At 66.6% G+C, this 22,350-nt stretch carries 19 protein-coding genes; 10 read left to right on the top strand and 9 right to left on the bottom strand.

Annotation, left to right across the window (positions count from 1 at the left end):
• Positions 1-4 precede the first annotated feature (4 nt).
• Positions 5-4,912 (top strand): alpha-2-macroglobulin family protein, encoded by a 4,908-nt coding sequence (locus ACQ5SA_RS12135; RefSeq protein ID WP_499314362.1) that lies wholly within the window; start codon positions 5-7, stop codon positions 4,910-4,912.
• 49 nt (positions 4,913-4,961) lie between these two features.
• Entirely contained in the window at positions 4,962-7,346 is a 2,385-nt protein-coding gene (gene pbpC / locus ACQ5SA_RS12140; RefSeq protein WP_499314363.1) for a penicillin-binding protein 1C, read from the top strand.
• A gap of 71 nt (positions 7,347-7,417) precedes the next feature.
• On the opposite strand, the gene ACQ5SA_RS12145 is transcribed toward pbpC, so the two are convergent.
• Complete coding sequence (locus tag ACQ5SA_RS12145) at positions 7,418-7,999, bottom strand: ferritin-like domain-containing protein (RefSeq protein WP_499314364.1); 582 nt, start codon at positions 7,997-7,999, stop codon at positions 7,418-7,420.
• Positions 8,000-8,029: 30 nt separating this feature from the next.
• Complete coding sequence (locus tag ACQ5SA_RS12150; protein ID WP_499314365.1) at positions 8,030-8,512, bottom strand: peroxiredoxin; 483 nt, start codon at positions 8,510-8,512, stop codon at positions 8,030-8,032.
• 258 nt (positions 8,513-8,770) lie between these two features.
• Between ACQ5SA_RS12150 and ACQ5SA_RS12155 the strand changes: the two genes are divergently transcribed.
• The gene (locus ACQ5SA_RS12155; protein WP_108266796.1) at positions 8,771-9,667 is read left to right on the top strand and encodes a DnaJ C-terminal domain-containing protein; all 897 of its coding nucleotides are present in this window, start codon (positions 8,771-8,773) and stop codon (positions 9,665-9,667) included.
• 129 nt (positions 9,668-9,796) lie between these two features.
• Here the strand turns inward: ACQ5SA_RS12155 and pilH are convergent, their stop codons facing one another.
• On the bottom strand, positions 9,797-10,168 hold the full coding sequence (pilH, locus tag ACQ5SA_RS12160; protein WP_005410644.1) for a twitching motility response regulator PilH: 372 nt from the start codon (positions 10,166-10,168) through the stop codon (positions 9,797-9,799).
• Positions 10,169-10,256: 88 nt separating this feature from the next.
• Complete coding sequence (locus ACQ5SA_RS12165) at positions 10,257-11,252, bottom strand: YhdH/YhfP family quinone oxidoreductase (RefSeq protein WP_499314366.1); 996 nt, start codon at positions 11,250-11,252, stop codon at positions 10,257-10,259.
• A 152-nt stretch (positions 11,253-11,404) separates the two neighbouring features.
• On the opposite strand from ACQ5SA_RS12165, the gene hflK reads away from it, so the two are divergent.
• The 5 genes from hflK to ACQ5SA_RS12190 all read left to right on the top strand — a co-directional run bounded on the left by hflK (position 11,405) and on the right by ACQ5SA_RS12190 (position 16,034).
• Positions 11,405-12,541 carry an FtsH protease activity modulator HflK gene (gene hflK / locus ACQ5SA_RS12170; RefSeq protein ID WP_230112285.1) on the top strand — a complete coding sequence of 379 codons (1,137 nt, stop codon included), beginning with the start codon at positions 11,405-11,407 and terminating at the stop codon, positions 12,539-12,541.
• Positions 12,538-13,401, top strand: a complete 864-nt coding sequence (gene hflC / locus ACQ5SA_RS12175; RefSeq protein WP_025877040.1) for a protease modulator HflC — start codon at positions 12,538-12,540, stop codon at positions 13,399-13,401. Before hflK ends, hflC begins: the two co-directional genes overlap by 4 nt.
• A 67-nt stretch (positions 13,402-13,468) precedes the next feature.
• On the top strand, positions 13,469-13,654 hold the full coding sequence (locus tag ACQ5SA_RS12180; protein WP_089236459.1) for a DUF2065 domain-containing protein: 186 nt from the start codon (positions 13,469-13,471) through the stop codon (positions 13,652-13,654).
• 333 nt (positions 13,655-13,987) lie between these two features.
• On the top strand, positions 13,988-15,280 hold the full coding sequence (locus tag ACQ5SA_RS12185) for an adenylosuccinate synthase (protein WP_380654040.1): 1,293 nt from the start codon (positions 13,988-13,990) through the stop codon (positions 15,278-15,280).
• 106 nt (positions 15,281-15,386) lie between these two features.
• Positions 15,387-16,034 carry a hypothetical protein gene (locus ACQ5SA_RS12190; RefSeq protein WP_499314367.1) on the top strand — a complete coding sequence of 216 codons (648 nt, stop codon included), beginning with the start codon at positions 15,387-15,389 and terminating at the stop codon, positions 16,032-16,034.
• A 21-nt stretch (positions 16,035-16,055) separates the two neighbouring features.
• On the opposite strand, the gene ACQ5SA_RS12195 is transcribed toward ACQ5SA_RS12190, so the two are convergent.
• Both ACQ5SA_RS12195 and ACQ5SA_RS12200 read right to left on the bottom strand, forming a co-directional pair.
• Positions 16,056-16,712, bottom strand: a complete 657-nt coding sequence (locus ACQ5SA_RS12195; RefSeq protein WP_108265153.1) for a M23 family metallopeptidase — start codon at positions 16,710-16,712, stop codon at positions 16,056-16,058.
• Positions 16,713-16,716: 4 nt separating this feature from the next.
• The gene (locus ACQ5SA_RS12200; protein WP_108265152.1) at positions 16,717-17,676 is read right to left on the bottom strand and encodes a L,D-transpeptidase family protein; all 960 of its coding nucleotides are present in this window, start codon (positions 17,674-17,676) and stop codon (positions 16,717-16,719) included.
• 240 nt (positions 17,677-17,916) lie between these two features.
• On the opposite strand from ACQ5SA_RS12200, the gene ACQ5SA_RS12205 reads away from it, so the two are divergent.
• Complete coding sequence (locus ACQ5SA_RS12205; RefSeq protein ID WP_499314368.1) at positions 17,917-20,043, top strand: methyl-accepting chemotaxis protein; 2,127 nt, start codon at positions 17,917-17,919, stop codon at positions 20,041-20,043.
• Positions 20,044-20,127: 84 nt separating this feature from the next.
• On the opposite strand, the gene ACQ5SA_RS12210 is transcribed toward ACQ5SA_RS12205, so the two are convergent.
• Positions 20,128-20,418, bottom strand: a complete 291-nt coding sequence (locus tag ACQ5SA_RS12210; protein ID WP_230112290.1) for a hypothetical protein — start codon at positions 20,416-20,418, stop codon at positions 20,128-20,130.
• Between the two features lie 14 nt (positions 20,419-20,432).
• Positions 20,433-20,972, bottom strand: a complete 540-nt coding sequence (locus ACQ5SA_RS12215) for a hypothetical protein (RefSeq protein ID WP_499314369.1) — start codon at positions 20,970-20,972, stop codon at positions 20,433-20,435.
• A 140-nt stretch (positions 20,973-21,112) separates the two neighbouring features.
• Here ACQ5SA_RS12215 and ACQ5SA_RS12220 point away from each other — a divergent pair, with 140 nt between their 5' ends.
• A complete protein-coding gene (locus tag ACQ5SA_RS12220; RefSeq protein ID WP_499314370.1) occupies positions 21,113-21,859 on the top strand; it encodes an alpha/beta fold hydrolase in 747 nt (248 codons plus the stop codon).
• Here ACQ5SA_RS12220 and ACQ5SA_RS12225 read toward each other — a convergent pair.
• Positions 21,856-22,344, bottom strand: coding sequence for a hypothetical protein (locus ACQ5SA_RS12225; RefSeq protein WP_230112293.1), 489 nt, complete (start codon positions 22,342-22,344; stop codon positions 21,856-21,858). The two genes, ACQ5SA_RS12220 and ACQ5SA_RS12225, sit on opposite strands and share 4 nt — an antisense overlap.
• Positions 22,345-22,350: the final 6 nt, after the last annotated feature.

The raw sequence follows: 22,350 nt of genomic DNA on the forward strand, positions 1-22,350 counted from the left end.
CGACATGAGCGGTCCGGCACGGCGGATGCGGTGGGGATGGACGGCAGCATTGCTGGCAGGAGGCCTGTTGCTGGGCCTGGCCGGTTGCCGCAACGACAGCGGGCAGCTGCCCAAGGCCAGCGGCGAGGCCATCGCCACCAAGGCCGAGCAGGTGAAGGAGTTCACCCTGCTGCGTGCCTACCCGGACCAGAAGAGTGAAGGCCTGTCGCTGGCGCTGGAGTTCTCGCGCCCGCTGGTCGGCACCCAGGACTTCGACAAGCTGGTGCGCTTTGAAGAGAAGGTCGGCAACGATGACAGCAGCTGGACCCTGTCTGATGACGGCCTGACCCTGCGCTACCCCTTCGTCGAAGCCGGCAAGGAATTCAGCTTGGTGGTCTCGCCGGACCTGCTGGCCGCCGATGGCAGCCGCCTGGGCAAGGAACTGAAGCAGAAGGTGTTCAGCGGCGAGCTGAAGCCGGTGGCCGGTTTCGCCTCGCAGGGCAGCGTGCTGCCGGCCAAGGACAGCCGTGGCTTGCCGGTGGTGTCGGTGAACGTGCCGGAAGTCGATGTCGAATTCCTGCGCGTGCGCGAGAAGGACCTGCCGACCTTCTTCAGCCAGTACCAGCGCGGCGGTCGCCGTGGCAGCTGGGAACTGAGCAGCGACTACGAGCGCAGCCCGATCAACAAGCTGGCCGAGCCGGTCTACGTCAACCGTTTCATTCTGGGTGGCAAGCAGAACGAGCGGGTGCTGACTTACCTGCCAACCCAGGACATCAAGGAACTGCAGGAGCCGGGGCTGTATTTCGCCCTGCTCAAGCGCACCGGTGACTACGAGGGCGAGTTCGATACCGCCTTCTTCTCGGTCAGCGACATCGGTCTGCACACCCGTGCCTACAAGGACAAGCTGTTCGTACACACCGCCGCGCTGAAGGACGGTGCATCGCTGAAGGGCATCGACCTGCGCGTGCTCGATGCCAAGGGCGAGGTAGTGCTGAAGGGCAGCACCGACAGCAACGGCAATGCGCTGCTGAACTACACCCTGGATGCTACCCACGTGCTGGTCGCCAGCAGCGGCAAGGACACCAGCTTCCTGCCCTTCAACCAGCCCGCGCTGGACCTGAGCGAGTTCGCCGTGGCGGGGCGTGACAACGCCTGGTTCGACGTCTACGCCTGGTCGGGTCGCGACCTGTACCGCCCGGGTGAGACGGTGCGCCTGTCCGCGCTGCTGCGCGACAACGATGGCAAGCCGGTGAAGAGCCAGCCGGTGTTCCTGCGCCTGAAGCAGCCCGACGGCAAGACCTTCCGCGAAACCCGCGTGCAACCGGGCGACCAGGGCTACATCAACTTCGAACAGACCATTCCCGCCGAGGCGCCGACCGGGCGCTGGCAGGTCGAGTTCCGCACCGACCCGGCCAGCAAGGAAGCGATCCAGGGCATGACCCTGCGCATCGAGGAGTTCCTGCCCGAGCGCATGAAGCTGGACCTGGACAGCACGCAGAAGACGCTGAAGCCGGGTGAGGACCTGCGCCTGCAGGCCAATGGTGCGTACCTGTATGGTGCGCCGGCCGATGGCAACCGCTTCACCGCGCGCATGGCGGTGGCTGCCGAACAGAAGCCGGTGGAGGGCTTGCCGGGTTACTTCTTCGGCGACCCGACCCTGCAGCTGCCGCGCGAAGCCAAGGATGTGATCGACACCACGCTGCCGGCCAATGGCCAGTTGCGCGAAGACGTGGCGCTGCCGGAAGAAGCGACCAAGGCGAAGGCGCCGATCGCGGTGGTGCTGTCCGGCAGCCTGTATGAAACCGGTGGCCGCACGGTCACCCGCACCCTGAAGCGGGTGGTGTGGCCGGCTGCCGCGCTGGTCGGTGTGCGCCCGCTGTTCAATCCGGACGATGGCGCTGATTCCAACGGCAACGCGCGGTTTGAACTGATGCGCGTGGATGCGGACGGCAAGCCGCAGCCGGCCAAGGGCTTGAAGATCACCCTGGTGCGCGAGCTGCGCGACTACCACTGGACCTTCAACGACAACCGCTGGGACTACGATTTCACCCGCCGTTTCGAAAACAAGGAAACCCGTACCGTCGATGCGGGCGGCAGCGCGGTAGCCTTCGACTTCCCGGTGGAGTGGGGCGAGTACCGGGTGGACGTGTTCGATCCGTCCACCGGCCTGACCAGCCGCTATCCGTTCCGCGCCGGCTGGAGCTGGGGCGATGACAACCGTGGCCTCGATGCCCGCCCGGACAAGGTCAAGCTGGGCCTGGACAAGACCGGCTACAAGGCCGGCGATACCCTGGAAGTGACGGTGACCCCGCCGCATGCCGGCAAGGGCGTGCTGATGGTCGAGACCGACCGCATGCTGTACGTGCAGGACATCGACGCCAAGCCCGGTGCCACCTACAAGATCCCGGTCACCGCCGATTGGGAGCGCCACGACGTATACATCACTGCGCTGGTGTTCCGCGGTGGCAGTGCGCCGAGCAAGATCACTCCTGCCCGTGCCGTAGGCGTGGTGCATGTGCCGATGGACCGCAAGGGCCGCACGGTGGCCGTCGGCCTGGCCGCACCCAAGCAGATGCGACCGGAGCAGGACCTGCCGGTGACGGTCAGTGCACCGCAGCTGGCCGGCAAGACCGCGCACGTCACTGTTTCGGCAGTGGACGTGGGCATTCTCAACATCACCCGTTTCCCGGTGCCGGATGCCGGCGCGCACTTCTTCGCCCAGCGTCGCCTTGGCATCGATGCCTATGACATCTACAGCCGGGTGATCGAGAGCTTCGACGGCAGCAGTGGCAAGCTGAAGTTCGGTGGTGACATGGCGCTGCAGGCGTTGCCGCAGGCCAAGCGACCGACCGCACGGGTGCAGACCGTGGACCTGTTCTCCGGCCCGGTGCAGCTCGATGCCAAGGGCATTGCCCGCATCCGCCTTAAGGTGCCGGATTTCAATGGCACCCTGCGCGTGTCGGCGCTGGTCTACAGCGATGACCAGTACGGCAAGCGGGATGTGGAAACCGTGGTGCGCGCGCCGATCCTGGCCGAGGCCAGCATGCCGCGCGTGCTCGCCCCGGGCGACCGCAGCACCGTCACCCTGGACGTGCAGAACTTCACCGGCAAGCCCGGTCAGTTCAACGTGCGCGTGGACAGCGAAGGCCCGCTGAGCCTGAGCGAGGGCACGCGCAGCGTGCAGCTCAATGCCGATGCCAAGACCACGTTGAGCTTCCCGTTGTCGGCGCGCGAGGGCCACAGCGTGGCCAAGGTGCGCGTGCGTGTGGATGGCAACGGCTTCAAGGCTGATCGCCGCTACGATCTGCCGGTACGCGCGGCGTGGCCGCAGGTGCTGCGCTCGCAGGTGCGCACGCTCGATCCGCTGGCTGCGGTGAGCCTGGATGGCAGTTTGATGGATGGGCTGATGTCCGAATCGGTCAATGCCCGCCTGCTGGTCAGCCCGCTGCCGCCGATCCCGTTTGCCAGCGCGCTGCAGGGCGCGCTGAACTACCCGTACGGCTGCGCCGAACAGACCACCAGCAAGGGCTACGCCGCGCTGATCCTGGATCAGGCCACGTCGTCCATGTTGGGCGCCGATGGCCTGGATGCGAAGACCCGTCGCGAGCGCATGGAAGGGGCGTTCGGTCGCCTGGCGTCGATGCAGGTGGCCAACGGCAACTTCTCGATGTGGGGCGACGACGGCTACGTGAACCCGTGGTTGACGCCGTACATCGCCGAGTTCCTGCTCGATGCCAAGGACGGTGGTTTCGCGGTGCCGGACAACGTGCTGCAGAAGGCGCTGAACCGTCTGAGCGAAGACCTGCTGTCCGGTGGCAACCAGTTCTACGGCCAGGAAAAACGCGAAAGCCTGAAGTTCGCCAACCAGGCGTACTCGGGTTACGTGCTGGCCCGCGTCAACCGCGCGCCGCTGGGTACCCTGCGCACGCTGTACGACAACGAACGCAGCAAGGCCGTGGGTGGCCTGTCGCTGGTGCACCTGGGCGTGGCGCTGTCGCTGCAGGGCGATGCCAAGCGTGGCCAGGCAGCCCTTGCGGCCGGCTTCGCCAAGTCCAGCAGCGAACGCCCGTCGTACTTCGGTGACTACGGCAGTGCCGTACGTGACGACGCATTGATGATCGCGCTGACCCACGAAAACAAGTTGGCCAAGCCGGCATGGGATGCACGTGCGGTCGATCTTGGCCGCGGCCTGGATGCGCGCCGCAACAGTGGCTGGATGTGGCTGAGCACGCAGGAACAGGTGGCCATCGCCCGCCTCGGCAAGGCGTTGGCTGCCAACCAGAAGGCACTGGTGGCCGGTGAGCTGGTGATCGGTGGCAGCACCGAGGCCATCGGCGAGCGCAAGCTGTTTGGCCGCAACTTCGATGCAGGGCAGCTGGCCGCGGGCGTGCGCTTCACGCCGCAGGGGCAGCCGCCGATGTTCGCCAGCATCGACGTGGCGGGCATCCCGCGCAGCGCACCGGCGCCGGACAACAGCGTGATCGGCGTGGAGCGCAGTTACTTCGGTACCGACGGCAAGCCGTGGTCGCCGCGTCCGTTGAAGGAGGGCGAAGCACTGATCGTGCGCGTCACCGTCACCGCCGACAGCGAGATGCCCGATGCGTTGCTGACCGACCTGCTGCCGGCGGGCCTGGAGATCGAGAACCTCAACCTGGGTGATGCCAAGCAGTGGGCCGATGTGGTGGTGGATGGCATCACCATCAGCGACCGCAGCGAAGCGGCCGATACCAAGCACGAGGAGTTCCGCGACGACCGCTACGTGGCGGCGCTCAAGCTCTCGCGTGGCAGCAAGGCCAATGTGTTCTATCTGGTGCGTGCGGTCACCCCGGGTACCTACACGGTGCCGCCGCCGCTGGTGGAGGACATGTACCGGCCGCAGCTGCGTGGCGTCGGTCGCAGCAACCCGACCACGTTGACGGTGGTACAGCCGTGATCGTGCGGACGGGCCGCGACGGTGCGGCCCGTCCCACAGGATGCCGTGGATGAAGGTGGAATCTCTGAAGACGCGGCTGCCGCGCCTGCGGCAGCGGCTGCAACCGCTGTGGCCGTGGCTGCGCTGGGGCACGGCTGCATTGCTGGCGCTGTTGCTGGTGCTGGATTTCGCCTTCCCGCCACCATTGCCGAAGCAGCGCGACACCAGCACGCTGGTGGTTGCCGCTGATGGCAGTCCGTTGCGTGCGTTCGCCGACGCCGAGGGCGTGTGGCGCTATCCGGCGTCGGTCGACAGCGTTTCGCCGCTGTACCTGCAGGCGCTGCTGACCTACGAGGATCGCTGGTTCTGGCAGCACCCGGGCATCAATCCGCTGGCGATCCTGCGTGCTGGTGGCCAGTTGCTGCGGGGTGGCCGCATCGTCTCCGGTGGCTCGACCCTGACCATGCAGGTGGCGCGCATTCTGGATCCGCATACGCGCACGCCCTGGGGCAAGCTGAAGCAGATGCTGCGTGCGGTGCAGCTGGAAGTGCACCTGTCCAAGCGCGAGATCCTCGCGCTGTACCTGGAGCGCGCGCCCTACGGTGGCACCATCGAGGGCGTGGAAGCGGCCAGCTGGGCCTATCTGGGCAAACCGGCCGCGCAGCTGTCGCATGCCGAAGCCGCACTGCTGGCGGTGCTGCCACAGGCCCCCAGCCGACTGCGCCCGGACCGCCATCCCGAAGCCGCACAGAAGGCACGCGACAAGGTGCTGGCGCGCATGGCCGAGCTTGGCACGTGGACGCCGGACGAAGTGGAAGATGCGCGCATCGAGAACGTGGTTGCACGCTCACTGCGTCCGCCGCTGCATGCCGCACTGCTGGCCCAGCGCCTGCATTCGGCGCAGCCCGGCAAGGCGCGCATCCAGAGCAGCATCGACATCGGCCTGCAACGCACCCTTGAAGAGCGTGTGGCCAGCTATTTCTCCACGTTGCCCGAGCGCACCTCGGCGGCGCTGCTGGTGGTCGACAACCAGACCCTGCAGGCGCGTGCCTACGTCGGCACATTGTCTTTCGGTGATCGGCAACGGCTGGGTCACGTGGATATGGTGCAGGCCTGGCGCTCTCCGGGCTCCACGCTGAAGCCGTTCCTGTACGCGATGGCACTCGATGATGGCCTGATCCATTCCGAGAGCCTGCTGGTGGATGCACCGCAGAGTTTCGGCAATTACCGACCAGGCAACTTCGACATGGCCTTCAACGGACCGATCAGCGCCGCCAGTGCCTTGCGTCTGTCGCTGAACGTGCCGTCGGTGGACCTGCTGCAGCGCGTGGGCGCTGCACGCTTTGCCGCGCGCCTGTCGCACGCTGGTATCCAGCTGCGTTTCCCACCGGGCAGCTCGCCGAATCTGTCGCTGATTCTTGGCGGCACCGGCGCGCGCTTGGAAGACCTGGTCGGTGCGTTTGCCGCACTCAATCGCAACGGCATTGCCGGCCGCGTGCGCTACACCGATGACGAACCGATGATCGAGCGCCGGCTGGCGTCGCCCGGTGCCAGCTGGATCGTGCGCGAGATGCTGGAATCGAACCCGCGCCCGGGCTATGGCGTTGGTACGTTCGATGTTGGCGGGCGGCCGCGCGTGGCCTGGAAGACCGGCACCAGCTACGGCTACCGCGATGCATGGGCGATCGGCAGTACCCGCCATTACACCGTGGGCGTGTGGGTGGGGCGACCCGATGGCACGCCGCTGCCCGGCCAGTACGGCGCAGTCACCGCGTTGCCGCTGATGTTCGAGGTGGTGGACAGCCTGCCGCGCCAGCGCGGCGATGCGGCGGCCGCGCCGATGCCGGCCAGCGTGACCGAGGCGGACATCTGCTGGCCGACCGGTGAACTGGCCGAAGCGTTGCCCACCGAGCTCTGTCAGCGACGCCTGTCGGCTTACCTGCTGGACGGTGCGGCGCCGCCCACGTTCCCGGAGCGCGATGCGCGGCGTTGGCAGCCGGGTCGTCAACGTTATCTGGCCGACGCGCGCACCGGCCTGCGGGTATCGGCCGACTGCAGCGCACCGCATGAAGAAGTCGCGCGTGAGATCGCGCGATGGCCGGCGCTGCTGTCACCCTGGCTGCCCAAGGCTACGCGCGATGCCTCACAGCTTCCCGCGTTGTCGCCAGACTGCCGCGACGATGGGCGCGAGGCCAGCGTGGCCCTGCATATCGATGGCCTCAACGAGGGCGCGACGCTGGCGCGTGCGCCGAACGCCGAACACGGTGTACGCCTGCAGCTGCGTGCATTGGGCAGCGAGCAGGCGGTGGATTGGCTGCTGGATGGCCGTTGGATCGCGCAGACGCGTGGTGCGCAGCTGATGCAGCGCGAGTTCGCCGATCCGGGTGCGCATACGTTGACCGCGCTGGCCGCAGACGGCGCTTGGACGCAGGTACGGTTCAACGTCCTGCGGTAGCTGCCGACCTTGGTCGGCAAGCGCAGAGGCTGCCCACCAAGGTGGGCAACTACCAGGGCATTGGTCTGGCGCTATTCCCCGATCCAGCCGTCCAGCAGATCCGCGAACTCATCAGCGTGCTCCTCCTCCTGCGCCAGGATCTCCTCCAGGATGCGCTTGGTGGTGGTGTCACTGTCGCCAATGAAGTTGATCATCTCGCGGTAGCTGTCGATGGCGATGCGCTCGGCCACCAGATTCTCGCGGACCATGTCGCGCAGGTCGCTGCCTTCCTTGTATTCGGCGTGCGAGCGCGCGGTCAGCGTGTCCGGATTGAGGTCCGGTTCGCCGCCGAGCTGGACGATGCGCTCAGCCAGCTTGCCGGCATGTGCCTGCTCCTGCTGCGCGTGTTCCAGGAACTCGGCCTTCACCGCATCGGCCAGCATGCCCTTGGCCATGAAATAGTGCCGGTAGTAGCGCAGCACGCACACATATTCGGTTGCCAGCGCGTCGTTCAGCAGCTTGATCACCACCTTGCGGTCGGCGCTGTAGCTGTCGGTGATCGCACCATCCTTGATGTTCTTCCGGGCCCGCTCGCGCAGGGTCTGGCGGTCACTGATGCCGGCGATCGAGGTGGAACGAGAGGTGTTGCTGGCTTTGGCTGGCTTGTTGGACATGGCTCGCCGTTTTCCTTTGCAGTCAGGGTTTCAGGTTGGAAGGTGCTCCAGCACATACTCGGCCGAAGACACCTCGAACTGTCCGGGTTCCTCGATCCAGGCTGCGCGTACCGTGCCGTCCACAACGTACAGGGCAAAGCGGCGCGAACGGATGCCCATGCCCGAGGCACTGGCATCGAGCTCCAGGCCCAGTGCGCGGGTCAGTTCGGCGTTGCCGTCGGACAACATCAACAGACCATCGGGCACGTGCTGGTCGGTGGCCCAGGCCTTCATCACGAACGGATCGTTGACCGCCATGCAGTACACGTCGATGCCGCGCTTGCGGAAGGCATCGAATGATTCCACGTAGCCAGGCAGGTGGCGCGCCGAGCAGGTGGGGGTGAAGGCACCGGGCACGGCGAACAGCACCACCTTGCGCCCGTCGAACAGGGCGTGGGTATCGAGGGTCTCGATGCCTTCGCGGATGCGCTTGAGGGTGACTTCCGGAATGCGGTCGCCGACATGGATGGTCATGGGAACTCCTTGCTGGATGAGGGTAGGGGCCAGGAGGGGACGGACGCGTCAAGACATTGGAAAACCCATGTATACACCCCATCGCCGTCGTCCGCGGCGGGCTGTCAGCCACAGCATGGGGCAGGGCGATGGCAGGCGCATTGCGCTGGATCAGTCGGCCTCACCATTGCCGCACGACCGGCGGCGTAGCATCGCCGGCGCGTAGAATGAACCCGGGGCGGCGCCACCGGCGCCGCCGAAGCGAATCGAGGTAGCTGGATGGAATTCAAGGATTATTACGCCACCCTGGGGGTGGAACCGAGCGCGGGCGAAGCGGAAATCAAGACCGCCTATCGCCGGCTGGCACGCAAGTACCACCCGGACGTCAGCAAGGAGGCCGGGGCCGAAGACAAGTTCAAGGCCATCAACGAGGCTTATGAGGCGCTGCGCGATCCTGAAAAGCGCGCGGCCTATGACCAGCTGCGTGCGCAGGGCTATCGCCCCGGCGAGGAATTCAATGTGCCGCCGAACTACGGCGGTGGCGGTTTCAATTTCGAGGAGGTGTTCGGTGGTGGCGGCGGTGGCCCCAACGGTGGCTTCAGCGACTTCTTCGAGAGCCTGTTCGCGCGCCAGCGCGGCGGCCAGGGCGCGGGCCCCGGTCCGGGCTTCAGCAGCCACGGGCACGCGCCCAATCGCGACACCCGGGCCAAGCTGTCGGTACCGCTGGAGGCGGCCTACAACGGCGACAGCCTGCGCATCACCGTCAATGGCAAGCAGCTGGACGTGCGCGTGCCGAAGGGCATCCGTCCCGGGCAGGTGATCCGCTTGGCCGGGCAGGGCAACCACGGCGGCAATCTGCTGCTGGAAGTGGAGTACGCCGCGCATCCGCAGTTCGAGGTCGACGGCCGCAACATCCTGTACACGCTGCCGGTCACCCCGTGGCAGGCGGCGTTGGGCACCAGCATCAGCGTGCCGACCCTGGGCGGAGCGGTGGAACTGAAGATCCCGGCGGACTCCGATGCCGGCCGCAAGCTGCGCCTGCGTGGACGTGGCCTGCCGGGCAGCCCTGACGGCGATCAGATCGTCGAGCTGGAGATTGTCGCCCCGGCGGCGACGGACGAGGCGCAGAAGAAGGCCTATCGGAATCTGGCCAAGGCGTTTGGCGAAACGATCTGAGACCTGCTTCGGCGGGTGCGGACCCTGGTCCGCACGCCCTGCGGTAGTGCCGGCCGCTGGCCGGCAACGTCATTGATCGGGACGGTGATGCGTGGTTGCCGGCCAGCGGCCGGCACTACCCGGGCGGGGTCAGCCCTGTCCGGCGAACACCCGCTCCAGCACCTCGGACAGTTCGTCTTCCGAGAACGGCTTGGTGATATAGGCCTTGGCGCCCTGGCGCATGCCCCACATGCGGTCGGTGTCCTGGTCCTTGGTGGTCACCAGGATCACCGGAATGTGCCGGGTTGCTTCATCGCGGGCGAGGGTGCGGGTGGCCTGGAAGCCATTGAGGTTGGGCATCACCACGTCCATCAACACCAGGTCGGGCAGCTCGGCCTTGGCGGTCTCCACCCCGGCCGCACCATCGGTGGCGGTCAGGATCTGGTGCCCGAGCTTCTCGACGATGCGCTGTATCCCCAACAGCTGCGACGGTGAGTCGTCGACGATCAGAATGCGTGCCATGTTGTTCCCCATGTGATGCCGGAAGTGTAGTGCCGGCATCCTGTTGGCGGGAGGGCGACGGCTGCCGTCTGTCGCCTGCCTGCGACGTTCAGTCGATCCGCACCACCGTGCGGCCAAGCGAGCCGCCCGCCAGCATGCGATCAAACACCGCAGGCAGCCCGTCCAGGCCGACTTCGGCGGTGCAGATGCGGTCCAGGTGCTGCGGTTTCCACGCGTCGCCCAAGCGTGCCCACACCTCTTCGCGCAGCGCGCGCGGGGCATTGGCCGACGATACGCCGAGCAGCGAGACACCGCGCAGGATGAAGGGCATTACCGTCATGTCCAGCGTCGGGCTGGCGGCCAGGCCTGCACTGACCACGCTGCCATAGGGCACGGTCTGTGCCAGCAGACTGGCCAGCATCGGCCCGCCGGCGTTGTCCAGGCCACCGCCGAAGCGTGCCGACTGCAGCGGCCCGGTGTCGGCAAGGGCATCACGCGGCAACACTTCGGCGGCACCGATGCCGTGCAGGAAGTCGATCTGCTCCGGTTTGCCGCTGATCGCGTGCACGGCATAGCCGGCGCGGCTGAAGATGTCCACGGCCAGGGCCCCGACGCCACCGCTGGCACCGGTGACCGCCAGTGGCCCCAACTCGGGCGTCTGCCGGTTGTCCTGCAGGCGCAGCAGGGCCAGCGCGGCGGTGAAGCCGGCGGTGCCCAGCACCATTGCCTCGCGTGGGCTCAGGCCTGCCGGTTGGGCGATGACCGCGCTCGATTCCAGTCGCACGTACTGGCTGTAGCCGCCATCGCGGGTTTCGCTGAGGCCGCAGCCGGTGGCCAGTACCGCATCGCCCTCGCGCCAGGCCGGATCGGTGGAGGCGACCACCGTGCCAGCCACGTCGATACCGCCCACCAGCGGGAAGCGGCGCAGGATCCGGCCCTTGCCGGTACCGGCCAGGGCATCCTTGTAGTTGACCGAGGACCAGTGGGCACGGATCAGCACCTGGCCGGGATTGAGGTCGTCCAGACTCAGCGGGACCAGGCCGCTACGGTAGCCGGCGTCGTCTTTTTCGATGCGGAAGGCGGTGAACGGGGCGGTGGGGGCCATCGGCGTTGCCTGACTTCGAGGAAAACGCCACCTTACCCGTTCGGGGGCCTTTCAATCCTGCCGGCCAGCCCCATCTTGTATGATCGGTAGTGGTTCATGGCTGGCGTTGCGGGAAGGGCCCGCGTCGCAGCCCACATCTTGATGGAGCGTGCATGGCCTGGAATACACCCGGCGGCAACAAGGGCGGACAAGGCCCCGAGGACAAGCGACGCGGGCCGTTCGGGTCGCGCGGCGGTGGCAATGGTGGCGGCTGGGGCGGATTGCCCGGACCGCTGAAGGATCTGTTCGACGGCGGCATCCTGCGTTGGGTGGCGGCAGCAGTGGTACTGCTGGTGCTGTTCTCCAGCTTCCAGCTGATCGGCGAACAGCAGCGTGGCGTGGTGCTGCGCTTCGGCCAGTTCTCGCGCATCCTGACCCCAGGCCCGAACTTCAAGTTGCCGTGGCCGATCGAATCGGTCACCAAGGTCAACGCCACCGAGATCAAGACCTTCTCGATCCAGGTGCCGGTACTGACCCGCGACGAGAACATCGTCAACGTCTCGTTGAACGTCCAGTACCGCATCGATGACCCGCAGCAGTATCTGTTCGGCACCGTCGATGCCAACCAGGTGCTGGAACAGTCGGCGCAGAGCGCGGTGCGCGAGGAAGTCGGCCGTGCCGACCTCAACGCGGTGCTGAACAACCGTGGCCCGCTGGCCGTGGCTGCCGAAGAGCGACTGCAGACATTGCTGACGGCCTTCAAGACCGGTCTGACCGTGACCGGCCTGACCCTGCAGGACGCCCGTCCGCCGGAGGAGGTCAAGCCGGCCTTCGACGAGGTCAACGGTGCCCAGCAGGTCAAGGAGCGCCTGATCAACGAAGCCCAGGCCTATGCGGCCAAGGTCGTGCCTGAAGCGCGTGGCCAGTCCTCGCGTGCCCGTACCACCGCCGAAGGCTACAAGCAGGCCGTGGTGTCCAAGGCCGAGGGTGATGGCCAGCGCTTCAGCCTGCTGCAGGCCCAGTACAAGGATGCACCGGAAGTCACCCGCAAGCGCCTGTGGCTGGAAACGGTGCAGCAGGTGTTGAGCGAGAACCGCAAGGTCATTGGCGGCGATGGCCGTCAGCTGATCTACGTGCCGATGACCGGTGATACCCGTTCCAGCACCTCGGCACCGGCGCCGGTACCGAACCCGGACGTGGTGATGCCGTCGCTGCCGGGTACCACGGCAGTGGAAGCTTCCCGTGATCCGGGCCGGCCGGTAGGCCGCCCGACCGGGCGTTCGAGTGGCCGTGAGGAGGGCAGCCGATGAGAAATTCAATTTGGATCGCCGTTGTCGTAGCGGTGCTGCTGGGCCTGCTCGGCTCGGTGTACGTGGTCCGCGAGGACCAGACCGCCATGGTCCTGAACCTGGGCAAGGTGGTGCGTTCGGATATCAAGCCGGGCCTGCACTTCAAGCTGCCGGTGGTGGAAACGGTGCGGGTGTTCGACCGCCGCTTCCAGGTGCTGGACACCGCGCCGGCCCGCTACTTCACCGCCGAGCAGAAGGATGTCAGCGTCGACTTCTTTGCCATCGGTTACATCTCCAACGTGGGTGATTACTTCCGTGCCACCGGTGGCGATCCGCGTATCGCCAACGCCCGCCTGGCACCGATCATCACCGACTCGCTGCGCAACCAGATCAACTCGCGCACCCTGCAGCAGCTGGTCTCCGGCGACCGCAGCGAGCTGATTGCCGAGCAGCTGAAGGGGATCAACGAAGCCGTTGCCGGCCTGGGCATGCAGATGATCGACCTGCGCATCAAGCAGGTGGATCTGCCCACCGACAGCCAGGTGATCAATGACGTGTACGAGCGCATGCGTGCCCAGCGCAAGCAGGAAGCCGCCAAGCTGCGCGCCGAAGGCGAGGAGCAGTCGCTGACCATCCGCGCCCAGGCCGACCGTGACAGCACCGTGCTGATCGCAGAGGCCGAACGCGATGCCCAGCGCCTGCGTGGTGAAGGCGATGCCGAGGCCGCGCGCATCTACGGCAAGGCCGGTTCGGCCGACCCGTCGTTCTATGCGTTCTACCGCAGCCTCGAGGCCTATCGCGGCTCGATGACCGACGGCAACGGCGTGATCGTGCTGGACAAGAACGACCCGTTCCTGCAGTACCTCAAGAACGATCGCTGAGTCCGCACGGCAGTACCTCACGGGGCCCGGCCATACGCCGGGCCCCGTGCTTTTCCGGAGTTCCCCCATGAAAGATCTGTTCGCCGCCGTCTGCCTGGTCGCGGTGCTGGAAGGCCTGTTGCTGTTCGCGGCCCCCGTGGCCTGGAAGCGCATGGCCGAACGCCTGCTGGACCTGCCCAGCCCGGCCCTGCGCAGCTTCGGTGGCCTGGTCCTGCTGGCAGGGTTGAGCCTGCTGTGGTGGGTGCGGCACTAGGCGCCCGCGCGAACTCCGTGAGGTAGTGCCGGCCGCTGGCCGGCAACTGCGGGGTACACGGGCTTCAGAGGGTAGCCGGCCAGCGGCCGGCACTACCGGGCCGGGGCCGGCCTGACCGGCCGGTGAAGCCGTCCGCCGAAAGGGTGGCACCGGACCCCGGAAACCCGGATAATGCACAAAAGCCGGACGGGCCTCCCCGTTCGGCTTTTTCCGTGTCTGGGCCTTCCATCGCCGGCCGCTCCCCGTTTGGAGCCGCCACCCAAGCGCTGGCCAGCCCCGTTGCGGTTTACCCGTCCGCGGCCCCGATGGCCGCAACAAATAGAGGAACCCGTCATGGGTCAGTCTGTCGTAGTGCTTGGTGCCCAGTGGGGCGATGAAGGAAAGGGCAAGATCGTCGATCTGCTCACTGAGGAAATCGGCGCCGTCGTGCGCTTCCAGGGCGGCCACAATGCCGGCCACACCCTGGTCATCAACGGCAAGAAGACCGTCCTGCACCTGATCCCGTCGGGCATCCTGCGTGACGATGCGCTGTGCCTGATCGGCAACGGCGTGGTGATCTCGCCGGCTGCGCTGCAGAAGGAAATCGCCGAGCTGGAAACCTCCGGCGTGGAAGTGCGTTCGCGCCTGAAGATCTCCCCGGCCGCGCCGCTGATCATGCCGTACCACATCGCCTTGGACCAGGCGCGCGAACGCGCTGCCGGCGGCAAGGCGATCGGCACCACCGGCCGTGGCATCGGCCCGGCATACGAAGACAAGGTGGCGCGTCGCGGCATCCGCATCGCCGACCTGCATTACCCGAAGCAGTTGGAAGAACTCCTGCGCACCGCGCTGGATTACCACAACTTCGTGCTGACCAACTACCTGAAGACCGACGCGGTCGATTTCCAGAAGACCTTCGACGAGGCGCTGGCCTTCGGCGAGTACGTGCAGCCGATGAAGTCGGACGTTGCCGGCATCCTGCACGACCTGCGCAAGCAGGGTAAGCGCGTGCTGTTCGAAGGCGCGCAGGGCGCCCTTCTGGACATCGACCACGGCACCTACCCGTACGTCACCAGCTCCAACACCACCGTGGGTGGTGCGCTGGCCGGTGCTGGCGTCGGCGCTGACGCGATCGACTACGTGCTGGGCATCGCCAAGGCCTACGCGACCCGCGTCGGCGGTGGCCCGTTCCCGACCGAGCTGGACGATGAAATCGGCCAGGGCATCCGCGACCGCGGTGCCGAGTACGGTGCCTCGACCGGCCGCCCGCGTCGTTGCGGCTGGATGGACATCGTCGCCCTCAAGCGCGCGGTGGCCATCAACGGCATCAGCGGCCTGTGCATCACCAAGCTGGACGTGCTGGACGGCATGGAAAAGCTGAAGGTCTGCATCGCCTACGAATACAACGGCAAGCGTACCGAGTACGCGCCGCTGGACGCGCAGGGCTGGGAAGAGTGCACCCCGGTGTACCTGGAGTTCCCGGGCTGGACCGAGAACACCCACGGCATCACCAACTGGGACGACCTGCCGCCGGCCGCACGCGCTTACCTGCGTTCGCTGGAAGAGCTGGCCGGCTGCCCGATCAGCATCGTCTCCACCGGCCCGGACCGCGACCACACCATGGTCCTGCAGGATCCGTTCGCCTGAGCGACCGCCCGCTGACGTAAAGGAAAAGCCCCGCGAAAGCGGGGCTTTTTCGTTAGTGTGTACGCAGTGCCAGCAGGGAAGCGGACCGATGACCGGCGATGTCAGCGTGAAAGGGACCAGGGTGCTGCGGATCACCCTGTGGGTGTTCTGGGGCCTGTGGGCAGCCGCTTGTGTGGTGCTGACGGTGGGCGCTGTGGCCAACCATCTGGCCTCACGCACGCAGACCCTGCCGCTGGTGCTGAGCCCCGGTGCGAGCGCGGAGATCGCGGTCTACCGCTTCATTGACGATCGCCTGCGGTTGCGGCTGCGTTACCCGCCCAACGCTGCCGACCCGGCCCTCGACCCCGACGTGCTGATGCGCGTCGAAACCCCTAACGAGCATGCGGACTTCCGCGCGAGCGTGCGATCTGGCCCGCCCGCGACGGAGGTCGTGCGCAGAGTGGAAACCGTTGAAACGGCGGGGTTCACCGCCGCGTACTTCGGCTACGGCCGCGGTGACGCATTGCCCCGTGGCCGCTCCTGGCTGCGGGTGACCGTGCTGGCAGTGGAGCCGGCGCTGGCCGGCAGGCCGGCAACCGTCGAGCTGCAACCGCCGCTGGATCTTCTGAAGCTGACCGACCTGGACTACATCTGGCTGTGGCCATTCTTCTTCTGGAAACTGGCGGCGCTGTTGCTGCTGGTTCCAGGCATCGCATTGGTGATCTTCACCATCGCGCTGCGCAGGCAGCGCCCGCGCGTGGCGCAGGCGCCCTGAAGCAACCGTGCGGATTGCGACTTAATCCCCTCCGTCCGCTTTTTTCAGCAGCGGATAGGGGTTGAGCGACTCGCCCTTCCACCACTGTTTTTCCGGTCCCAGCGCGTGCACTTCGAAATGCAGGTGCGGGGCTTCGGGATTGGCATTGCCGGTACTGCCGACGTAGCCGATCACATCGCCGCGCTTGATGGTCTGCTTCTCGGCCAGCCCGTCGGCGTAGCGCTGCAGGTGTGCGTAGTAGTAGCACCAGCGGCCACTCGGTTCGAACTGGTAGAGGGTGAGGCCGCCACGTTTGCTGTCGAACAGTTTCTCGACATGGCCATCGGCCACGGCCAGCACCGGCGTGCCGGCAGCGGCCATGATGTCGATGGCGTCGTGCACACGGCCTTCGCTGCGTGCGTCGGTGAAGGTGTCCTGCAGTTGCGACGGCGCAATGCCCTGTACCGGCAGCAGCAGACCGGAGGGTGTGTCGCCGGTTGCTGCTGGGGCGGGCGCAGCGATTGCCGTCGCTGCCTGCTTCACGGATACGGCACCGACCCCGTTGGCCGCAGCCGGGGGCGGCACCACTGCAAGGGGGCGGGTACCCGCGCCATCGGACGGCTCGCCATCGCGCTGCAGCCACCAACCGGCGGCCACGCCCATCACCAGTCCCAGCACGATCAGTTGCGCAAGTCGCATCGGCTCACTCCTGCATCACCACGACTACCGACGTATCCACCGCCGCGGCCACGCGCAGCGCATCCCAGTTGGTCATGCGCACGCAACCGTGCGATTCGGTCTTGCCGACGTGGCCGGGCACCGGTGTGCCGTGCAGGCCGTAATGCGGCTTGGAGAGATCGATCCAGACCCGGCCGACCGGATTGTTCGGGCCGGGCGGAATCGTGGCTTTGCGATCGCCCTTCTTCGCGTCCCAGAACAGTTTCGGGTTGTAGTGGAATGGCGGATCCGGGTACACGCCGAGGATCTTCCACTCACCGATCGGCAGCGGGTCATGCTCGCTGCCCGACGACACCGGCACCTGCGCGATTACCTTGCCCTGTGCGTCCAGCAGCTGCAGGGTGGAGTCGGACTTGTCGACCACCAGCCTGGCGGCCTTGGGCAAAGCGGCAGGCGCAATGTTGGGCACCTGGATGCGAGTGCCGGCCTTGCTCAGATCCACGCCGGGATTGAGGGCCTTCAGCAGCTCCGGGGCGGCATGGAAACGCTCGCCCAGTGATTCTTCGATACTGCTGAAGCCCAAGGATTTCAGTTTGGCCTGTTCGGCCGGCTTCTTGGGGATGGCGACAAAGGGACCGGCCACGTCTTCAGCGGTCAGCGTGTAGCTGGCCAGCGGAGTGACCGAATCGGCCTCCAGGGCTTTCCAGGTGGCATCGTCCAGTTCACCGTTGGCCGTCAGCCCGTGCGCGGCCTGGAAGCCGGACACCGCACGCCGCTGGTTGCTGCCCACTTCACCATCGATCTCGCCCGGAGAGAAATTCGCACGGTCCAGCAGGACCTGCGCATGCAGGGGTGAGCGTGCCGCCGTGTCAGGACCGGCTTTTTCGGCAATCGGCGCTGGCAGGCCGGCAGGTGGCGTGGACTGTGCGAAGGCGGGTGAGATCAACAGCGACAGGGCAAGCAGGGCGGGGCGGCATACGGGCATGGGCGTCTCCAAACAGATAACGCCTCCACCCTGCCTGCAAACGCTGCGTAGCCGCCGTGAAAAGGAACTGATGCCGGCATGAGCAGCGGGGGCGCATCGCCACGCCAAAGACCCACCGCGGAAGCGGAGGACCGCACCTCACCAAGGTGAACGGCTTCCGACGCAGGCGCACGGGGGACGATCAAGATTCCCGGCGGGCAGGCCGATATGGGCGCATCCCCCCCGTTTTGGATTCACCCCATGAACTACTTGAGGAACGTCAGGGTTGCCTGGCGTCTTGGGCTTGGCTTTGGCCTGTTGTTGCTGCTGGTTGCCGCCGTGGTGGCTACCGGCGCTACCGCCACCACCGTGCAGAAGCGCGCGATGGAGCAGGTGGTCGAGGTTGGCGTAGCCAAGGTACGGCTGCTGTCGGAGATGCTCGATGCCAACAACCAGATGATGGTCGTGCGCCGCGAAATGTTGATCCGCCAGGGCGAAGACCGCGCCAACGACGAGCAGCGCATCGCCGATCTGGTCAAGCGCTACGAGGCCAGCTGGACTGCCTACCAGGCCCTGCCCGGCGATGCCGAGGGCAAGGTGATCGGCGAGACCATCGCCGCCAAGCGTGCGCTCGCCCGTCCGCTCAACAAGCAGACCAGCGAACTGATGGAGCAGGGTGATTTCCCCGCTGCAGTAGCGTTGACCCTGGGGCCGGTGCAGGAAGCCGCCAATGGCTGGAACAAGGCCCTGGCCGATGGCGTGGCCTATGAAGAGAAGGAAAGCCGTGAGGCCGCGGCCGAGGCGATCCGCCTGGGCGAGCGCAGCCTGCTGCAGCTGCTGGCGCTGGGCGGCGTAGCCCTGCTGGTCGGCATCGCCGCGTCGGTGTTGATCGGCCGCAGCATGACCGGCCCGCTGGCGCGTGCGGTGCAGCTGGCTGAGCGCCTGTCCAAGGGCGAACTGGACCAGGAATTCCGTCTTGGCGGTCGTGATGAGCTGACCCAGCTTGGCGAGGCCATGGCCAGCGTGCGCCAGAGTGTTCAGGCGGCGATCGGCGCGCAGTTGCAGATGGCCGAGCAGCATGAAGCCGGCGCGATCCGTTACCGGATGGACGCCAGCGCGTTCCCCGGCGACTTTGGCCGCATGGTGCAGGCCACCAACCACCTGGTCGAATCGCACGTGCAGGTGCAGCTGTTGATGGCCGAGGTGATGCAGCGCTATGCCATCGGCGATCTCAGCCGCGATCTGCCCGAGTACCCCGGCGAGAAGGGCACGCTGACCCGCACCCTGGCGGCGGTGAAGCAGAGCCTGATGGCGATCAACGCGCAGATCGATGAACTGGCCCGTGCCGCGCGCGCCGGCGATTTCAGCATGCGTGGCGACGCCGCGGCATTCCAGTACCAGTTCCAGGCGATGGTGAACCACCTCAACGGCATGATGGCCAGCTCGCAGGCCAGCATCGCCGATGTCTCCGACGTTCTGCGCGCCATCTCACATGGCAACCTCACCGCGCGCATGGATGGCGAGTACGAAGGCGTGTTCGCACGCATGCGTGACGACGCCAACACCACCACCGCACAGTTGACCGGCATCGTGCGCGGCATCCAGGTAGCGGCCGACAGCATCAACAACGCGGCACAGGAACTGGCCGCCGGCAACAACGATCTGTCGCGCCGTACCGAACAGCAGGCCGCGAATCTTGAAGAGGCTGCTGCCTCGATGGAAGAGCTGACCTCGACCGTGCGCCAGAACGCCGAGCTGGCCCGCCAAGCCGACAGCGAAGCGCACGCGGCCGGCGTTGCCGTGCGCGAGACCGAGCAGGCCATGGCACAGATGGCGACCGTGATGGGCGAGATCGATCAGTCTTCCGCGCGCATCTCGGAAATCTCCACGGTGATCGATGGCATTGCCTTCCAGACCAACATCCTGGCGTTGAATGCCGCGGTGGAAGCGGCGCGTGCCGGCGAACAGGGCCGCGGCTTCGCGGTGGTCGCCAGCGAAGTGCGTACGTTGGCACAGCGTGCCGGAGTCGCTGCCAAGGAGATCAAGGAGTTGATCGAGGACGCCGCCGCCAAGGTGCAGAGCGGCCTGGCGGTGACGGTGCAGTCCGAAGCTGCCATTGCGCGCGTGGCGCAGGCCAGTTCGCGTACCACCCTGCTGATGAGCGACATCGCCGCCGCCAGCAAGGAACAGGCGGCTGGCATCGAACAGGTCAACCAGGTAGTGGTGCAGATGGACCAGGTGACCCAGCAGAACGCGGCCCTGGTGGAAGAAGCGACTGCTGCCAGCCGCGCGCTGGAAGAGCAGGCACATGCACTGACGACATCGGTGTCGGTGTTCCAGCTGGAACAGGGTGTGCGCAAGCCTGCCGTGGCTGCGCGCGCGGCGTAAGCAGTCCGTAGTTGGATGTTGGATGACGCCCTGTATGCGATGGCCAGCATGCAGGGCGTCGATGTGTCCAACGGATCCGTGCAACTAGCGCCCGCGTGCGGAGCGTTCGATCCACCAACCGACCGCGTACAGGAACAGCAGTGTTGGCGGCACCAGCACCGCATACGCGGTCGACCAGGACTTGCCGTACAACAGGCTGCCTGCGCCGATGGCATCCAGCGCGGCCGACTGCAGGGTGATGGGCAGCGCCATCAGGATGTAGGTGCCCTTCGGGTCCGCATCCGACTGCGCGCCGTGAACCAGCCACGCGGTAAACAGCAGGTAGGCCACGCACAGCGCAAGGCCGGTCCAGCTGAGCAATCGTCGCATCTTCATCCGCAGGCCTCCTTTCAACGGACGTCGAAGCGGGCCTGCAGGGGCAGGCTCACATTCCGCAACAGATCCCTGACCACCACCTGCGCGGTCCACGTGCCCTTCGGGTCACCGGCCTCGGCGACGAACTTCAGGTGCAGGTTGGTCATGTACAGCAGGGTTGGCGGGCCGGGCAGGGCGGCAGTGAAGCAGGGAACATCGCGTTCGTCGACACTGGTACTGCCGTCCGGGCGAAGCATGCGCAGATCGCAGTGCACCTTGGGTACGCGGTACTCGTCCAGTTGTGGGTTGGACAGGAATATCAGCAGGAACAATTCTCCGCCCAGCTGGACTTCGCTGGCCTCGGTAAAACCGGGAGTGGTCTCCGGTGGGGTTTCCCACTTGGCCTGCCAGTCGGCGTCGGAGGTGACCAGCAGCGATGCCGCAAAGCCATCCTTGGATTTCATGGTATCGGTCTGCGGCACCGCCTTGCCGTTGCTGTCGATCCAGCCATCGCTGGCAAGCGCGGTCAGTGGCAGCATCAGGGCCATCATGGCCAGTGCGTTGGTCCATCGCATCGACGATTCTCCTTGGTAGCCGCATCCTGCGGCGGAGCCGGCAGTATCGCGCAACCTTGACCGACGCAGCGGGAGAAGAGCAGAGCAGGATCTTCCGCAGCCTTCCGATCCGGGCGATGCTTGCCAGCAAAGGAGGTGCCATGGGAATTGGACGCGAGGAAAAACAGAGCTGTGATGCCGCGTCGGCCGCGCCGCTGCACGTACTGATGCTGCCAGGCCTGGATGGCACCGGCAGCATGTCGACCCCGTTGCTGTCCGCACTGCAGGCTCATGGGCTGACGACGCAGGCGATCGCGCTGCCTGCGCAGGGCGGGCAGGATTACGCCACGCTTGCCAGATGGCTGTGGCCGCAGCTGCCCCACCACCCCTTCATCCTGCTTGCCGAGTCCTTCTCGGGGCCGTTGGCGGTCGAGCTGGCCGCGCGACAGCCCGCAGCGCTGCGCGGACTGGTGCTGGCCGCGACCTTTGCGCGCCGGCCCGTGCCATTGCCGGCAGCCGGCGCGGCACTGCTGTCACCGGCCTGGCCGGTGCCTCCCGTGGCGTTGCTGGCGCGCCTGCTGCTGGGGCGCTGGCGCACCGGCGAGCACATGTCGATGCTGCGCGATGCGTTGGCTCAGGTTCCAGCGACCACGTTGCGGCAGCGCGCCGCAGCGACCCTGCGGGTGGACGTACGCGGGTTGCTGCCGCAGATCACGGTGCCGACGCTGTGCCTGCAGGCGCGTCAGGACCGGTTGCTGTGGCCGCCGAGCGTGGCCGAGTTGCAGGCCCTGTTGCCGGATGCGCGGCACGTTGCACTGGCAGGGCCGCATCTGCTGCTGCAGGCCTGTGCCGAACCGGCCGCAGCGGTGGTGGCCGGTTGGGTGAGGGCGCTGCCCGCTACCGGCTAACTGCCGGCGCGGGTGCGTGCGGCCTTCTTCGCCGCGGTCTTGCGTACCGCCTTTTTTGCTGCACGCGTCTTCGCGGCCTTCTTCGCTGCGGTGCTGCGTGAGGCGCTCTTCTGCGTTGCCTTCCCGGCGGCCGCCTTCTTCGCAGGGGCCTTCGCAGGGGCCTTCTTCACCACCTTCTTTGCAGCAGTCTTCCTGGTGGCGGCCTTCTTCGCAGGCGTCTTTTTCGCAGCGGTCTTCTTCGCCACCTTCTTCGCCGACGCCTTGCTTGCGGAAGCCTTCTTCGCCGTTGTCTTTCTGGCAACCGTCTTCGTTGCCTTGCGCGCGCTGCCGCTGCGCTTGCCGCCACCGTCCTGCTTGTTCACGGTGGCCCAGGCGATGCGCTCGGCGGTGCCTTCACTTGCACCGCGTTCGCGCTCGCTCTCTTCGATGTGCTCGGCCTGGCGCTTCTGCTTGTCGGTATAGGCGGATTTGTCACCACGGGGCATGAGCAT

Source organism: Stenotrophomonas indicatrix, assembly GCF_050573115.1.
Lineage (GTDB): Bacteria > Pseudomonadota > Gammaproteobacteria > Xanthomonadales > Xanthomonadaceae > Stenotrophomonas > Stenotrophomonas lactitubi_A.

Coding starts and splice junctions, on each gene's coding strand:
- ACQ5SA_RS12135 (WP_499314362.1), top strand. CDS start 5: ATGAGCGGTCCGGCACGGCGGATGCGGTGGGGATGGACGGCAGCATTG.
- pbpC (WP_499314363.1), top strand. CDS start 4,962: ATGAAGGTGGAATCTCTGAAGACGCGGCTGCCGCGCCTGCGGCAGCGG.
- ACQ5SA_RS12145 (WP_499314364.1), bottom strand. CDS start 7,999: ATGTCCAACAAGCCAGCCAAAGCCAGCAACACCTCTCGTTCCACCTCG.
- ACQ5SA_RS12150 (WP_499314365.1), bottom strand. CDS start 8,512: ATGACCATCCATGTCGGCGACCGCATTCCGGAAGTCACCCTCAAGCGC.
- ACQ5SA_RS12155 (WP_108266796.1), top strand. CDS start 8,771: ATGGAATTCAAGGATTATTACGCCACCCTGGGGGTGGAACCGAGCGCG.
- pilH (WP_005410644.1), bottom strand. CDS start 10,168: ATGGCACGCATTCTGATCGTCGACGACTCACCGTCGCAGCTGTTGGGG.
- ACQ5SA_RS12165 (WP_499314366.1), bottom strand. CDS start 11,252: ATGGCCCCCACCGCCCCGTTCACCGCCTTCCGCATCGAAAAAGACGAC.
- hflK (WP_230112285.1), top strand. CDS start 11,405: ATGGCCTGGAATACACCCGGCGGCAACAAGGGCGGACAAGGCCCCGAG.
- hflC (WP_025877040.1), top strand. CDS start 12,538: ATGAGAAATTCAATTTGGATCGCCGTTGTCGTAGCGGTGCTGCTGGGC.
- ACQ5SA_RS12180 (WP_089236459.1), top strand. CDS start 13,469: ATGAAAGATCTGTTCGCCGCCGTCTGCCTGGTCGCGGTGCTGGAAGGC.
- ACQ5SA_RS12185 (WP_380654040.1), top strand. CDS start 13,988: ATGGGTCAGTCTGTCGTAGTGCTTGGTGCCCAGTGGGGCGATGAAGGA.
- ACQ5SA_RS12195 (WP_108265153.1), bottom strand. CDS start 16,712: ATGCGACTTGCGCAACTGATCGTGCTGGGACTGGTGATGGGCGTGGCC.
- ACQ5SA_RS12200 (WP_108265152.1), bottom strand. CDS start 17,676: ATGCCCGTATGCCGCCCCGCCCTGCTTGCCCTGTCGCTGTTGATCTCA.
- ACQ5SA_RS12205 (WP_499314368.1), top strand. CDS start 17,917: ATGAACTACTTGAGGAACGTCAGGGTTGCCTGGCGTCTTGGGCTTGGC.
- ACQ5SA_RS12210 (WP_230112290.1), bottom strand. CDS start 20,418: ATGAAGATGCGACGATTGCTCAGCTGGACCGGCCTTGCGCTGTGCGTG.
- ACQ5SA_RS12215 (WP_499314369.1), bottom strand. CDS start 20,972: ATGCGATGGACCAACGCACTGGCCATGATGGCCCTGATGCTGCCACTG.
- ACQ5SA_RS12220 (WP_499314370.1), top strand. CDS start 21,113: ATGGGAATTGGACGCGAGGAAAAACAGAGCTGTGATGCCGCGTCGGCC.
- ACQ5SA_RS12225 (WP_230112293.1), bottom strand. CDS start 22,344: ATGCCCCGTGGTGACAAATCCGCCTATACCGACAAGCAGAAGCGCCAG.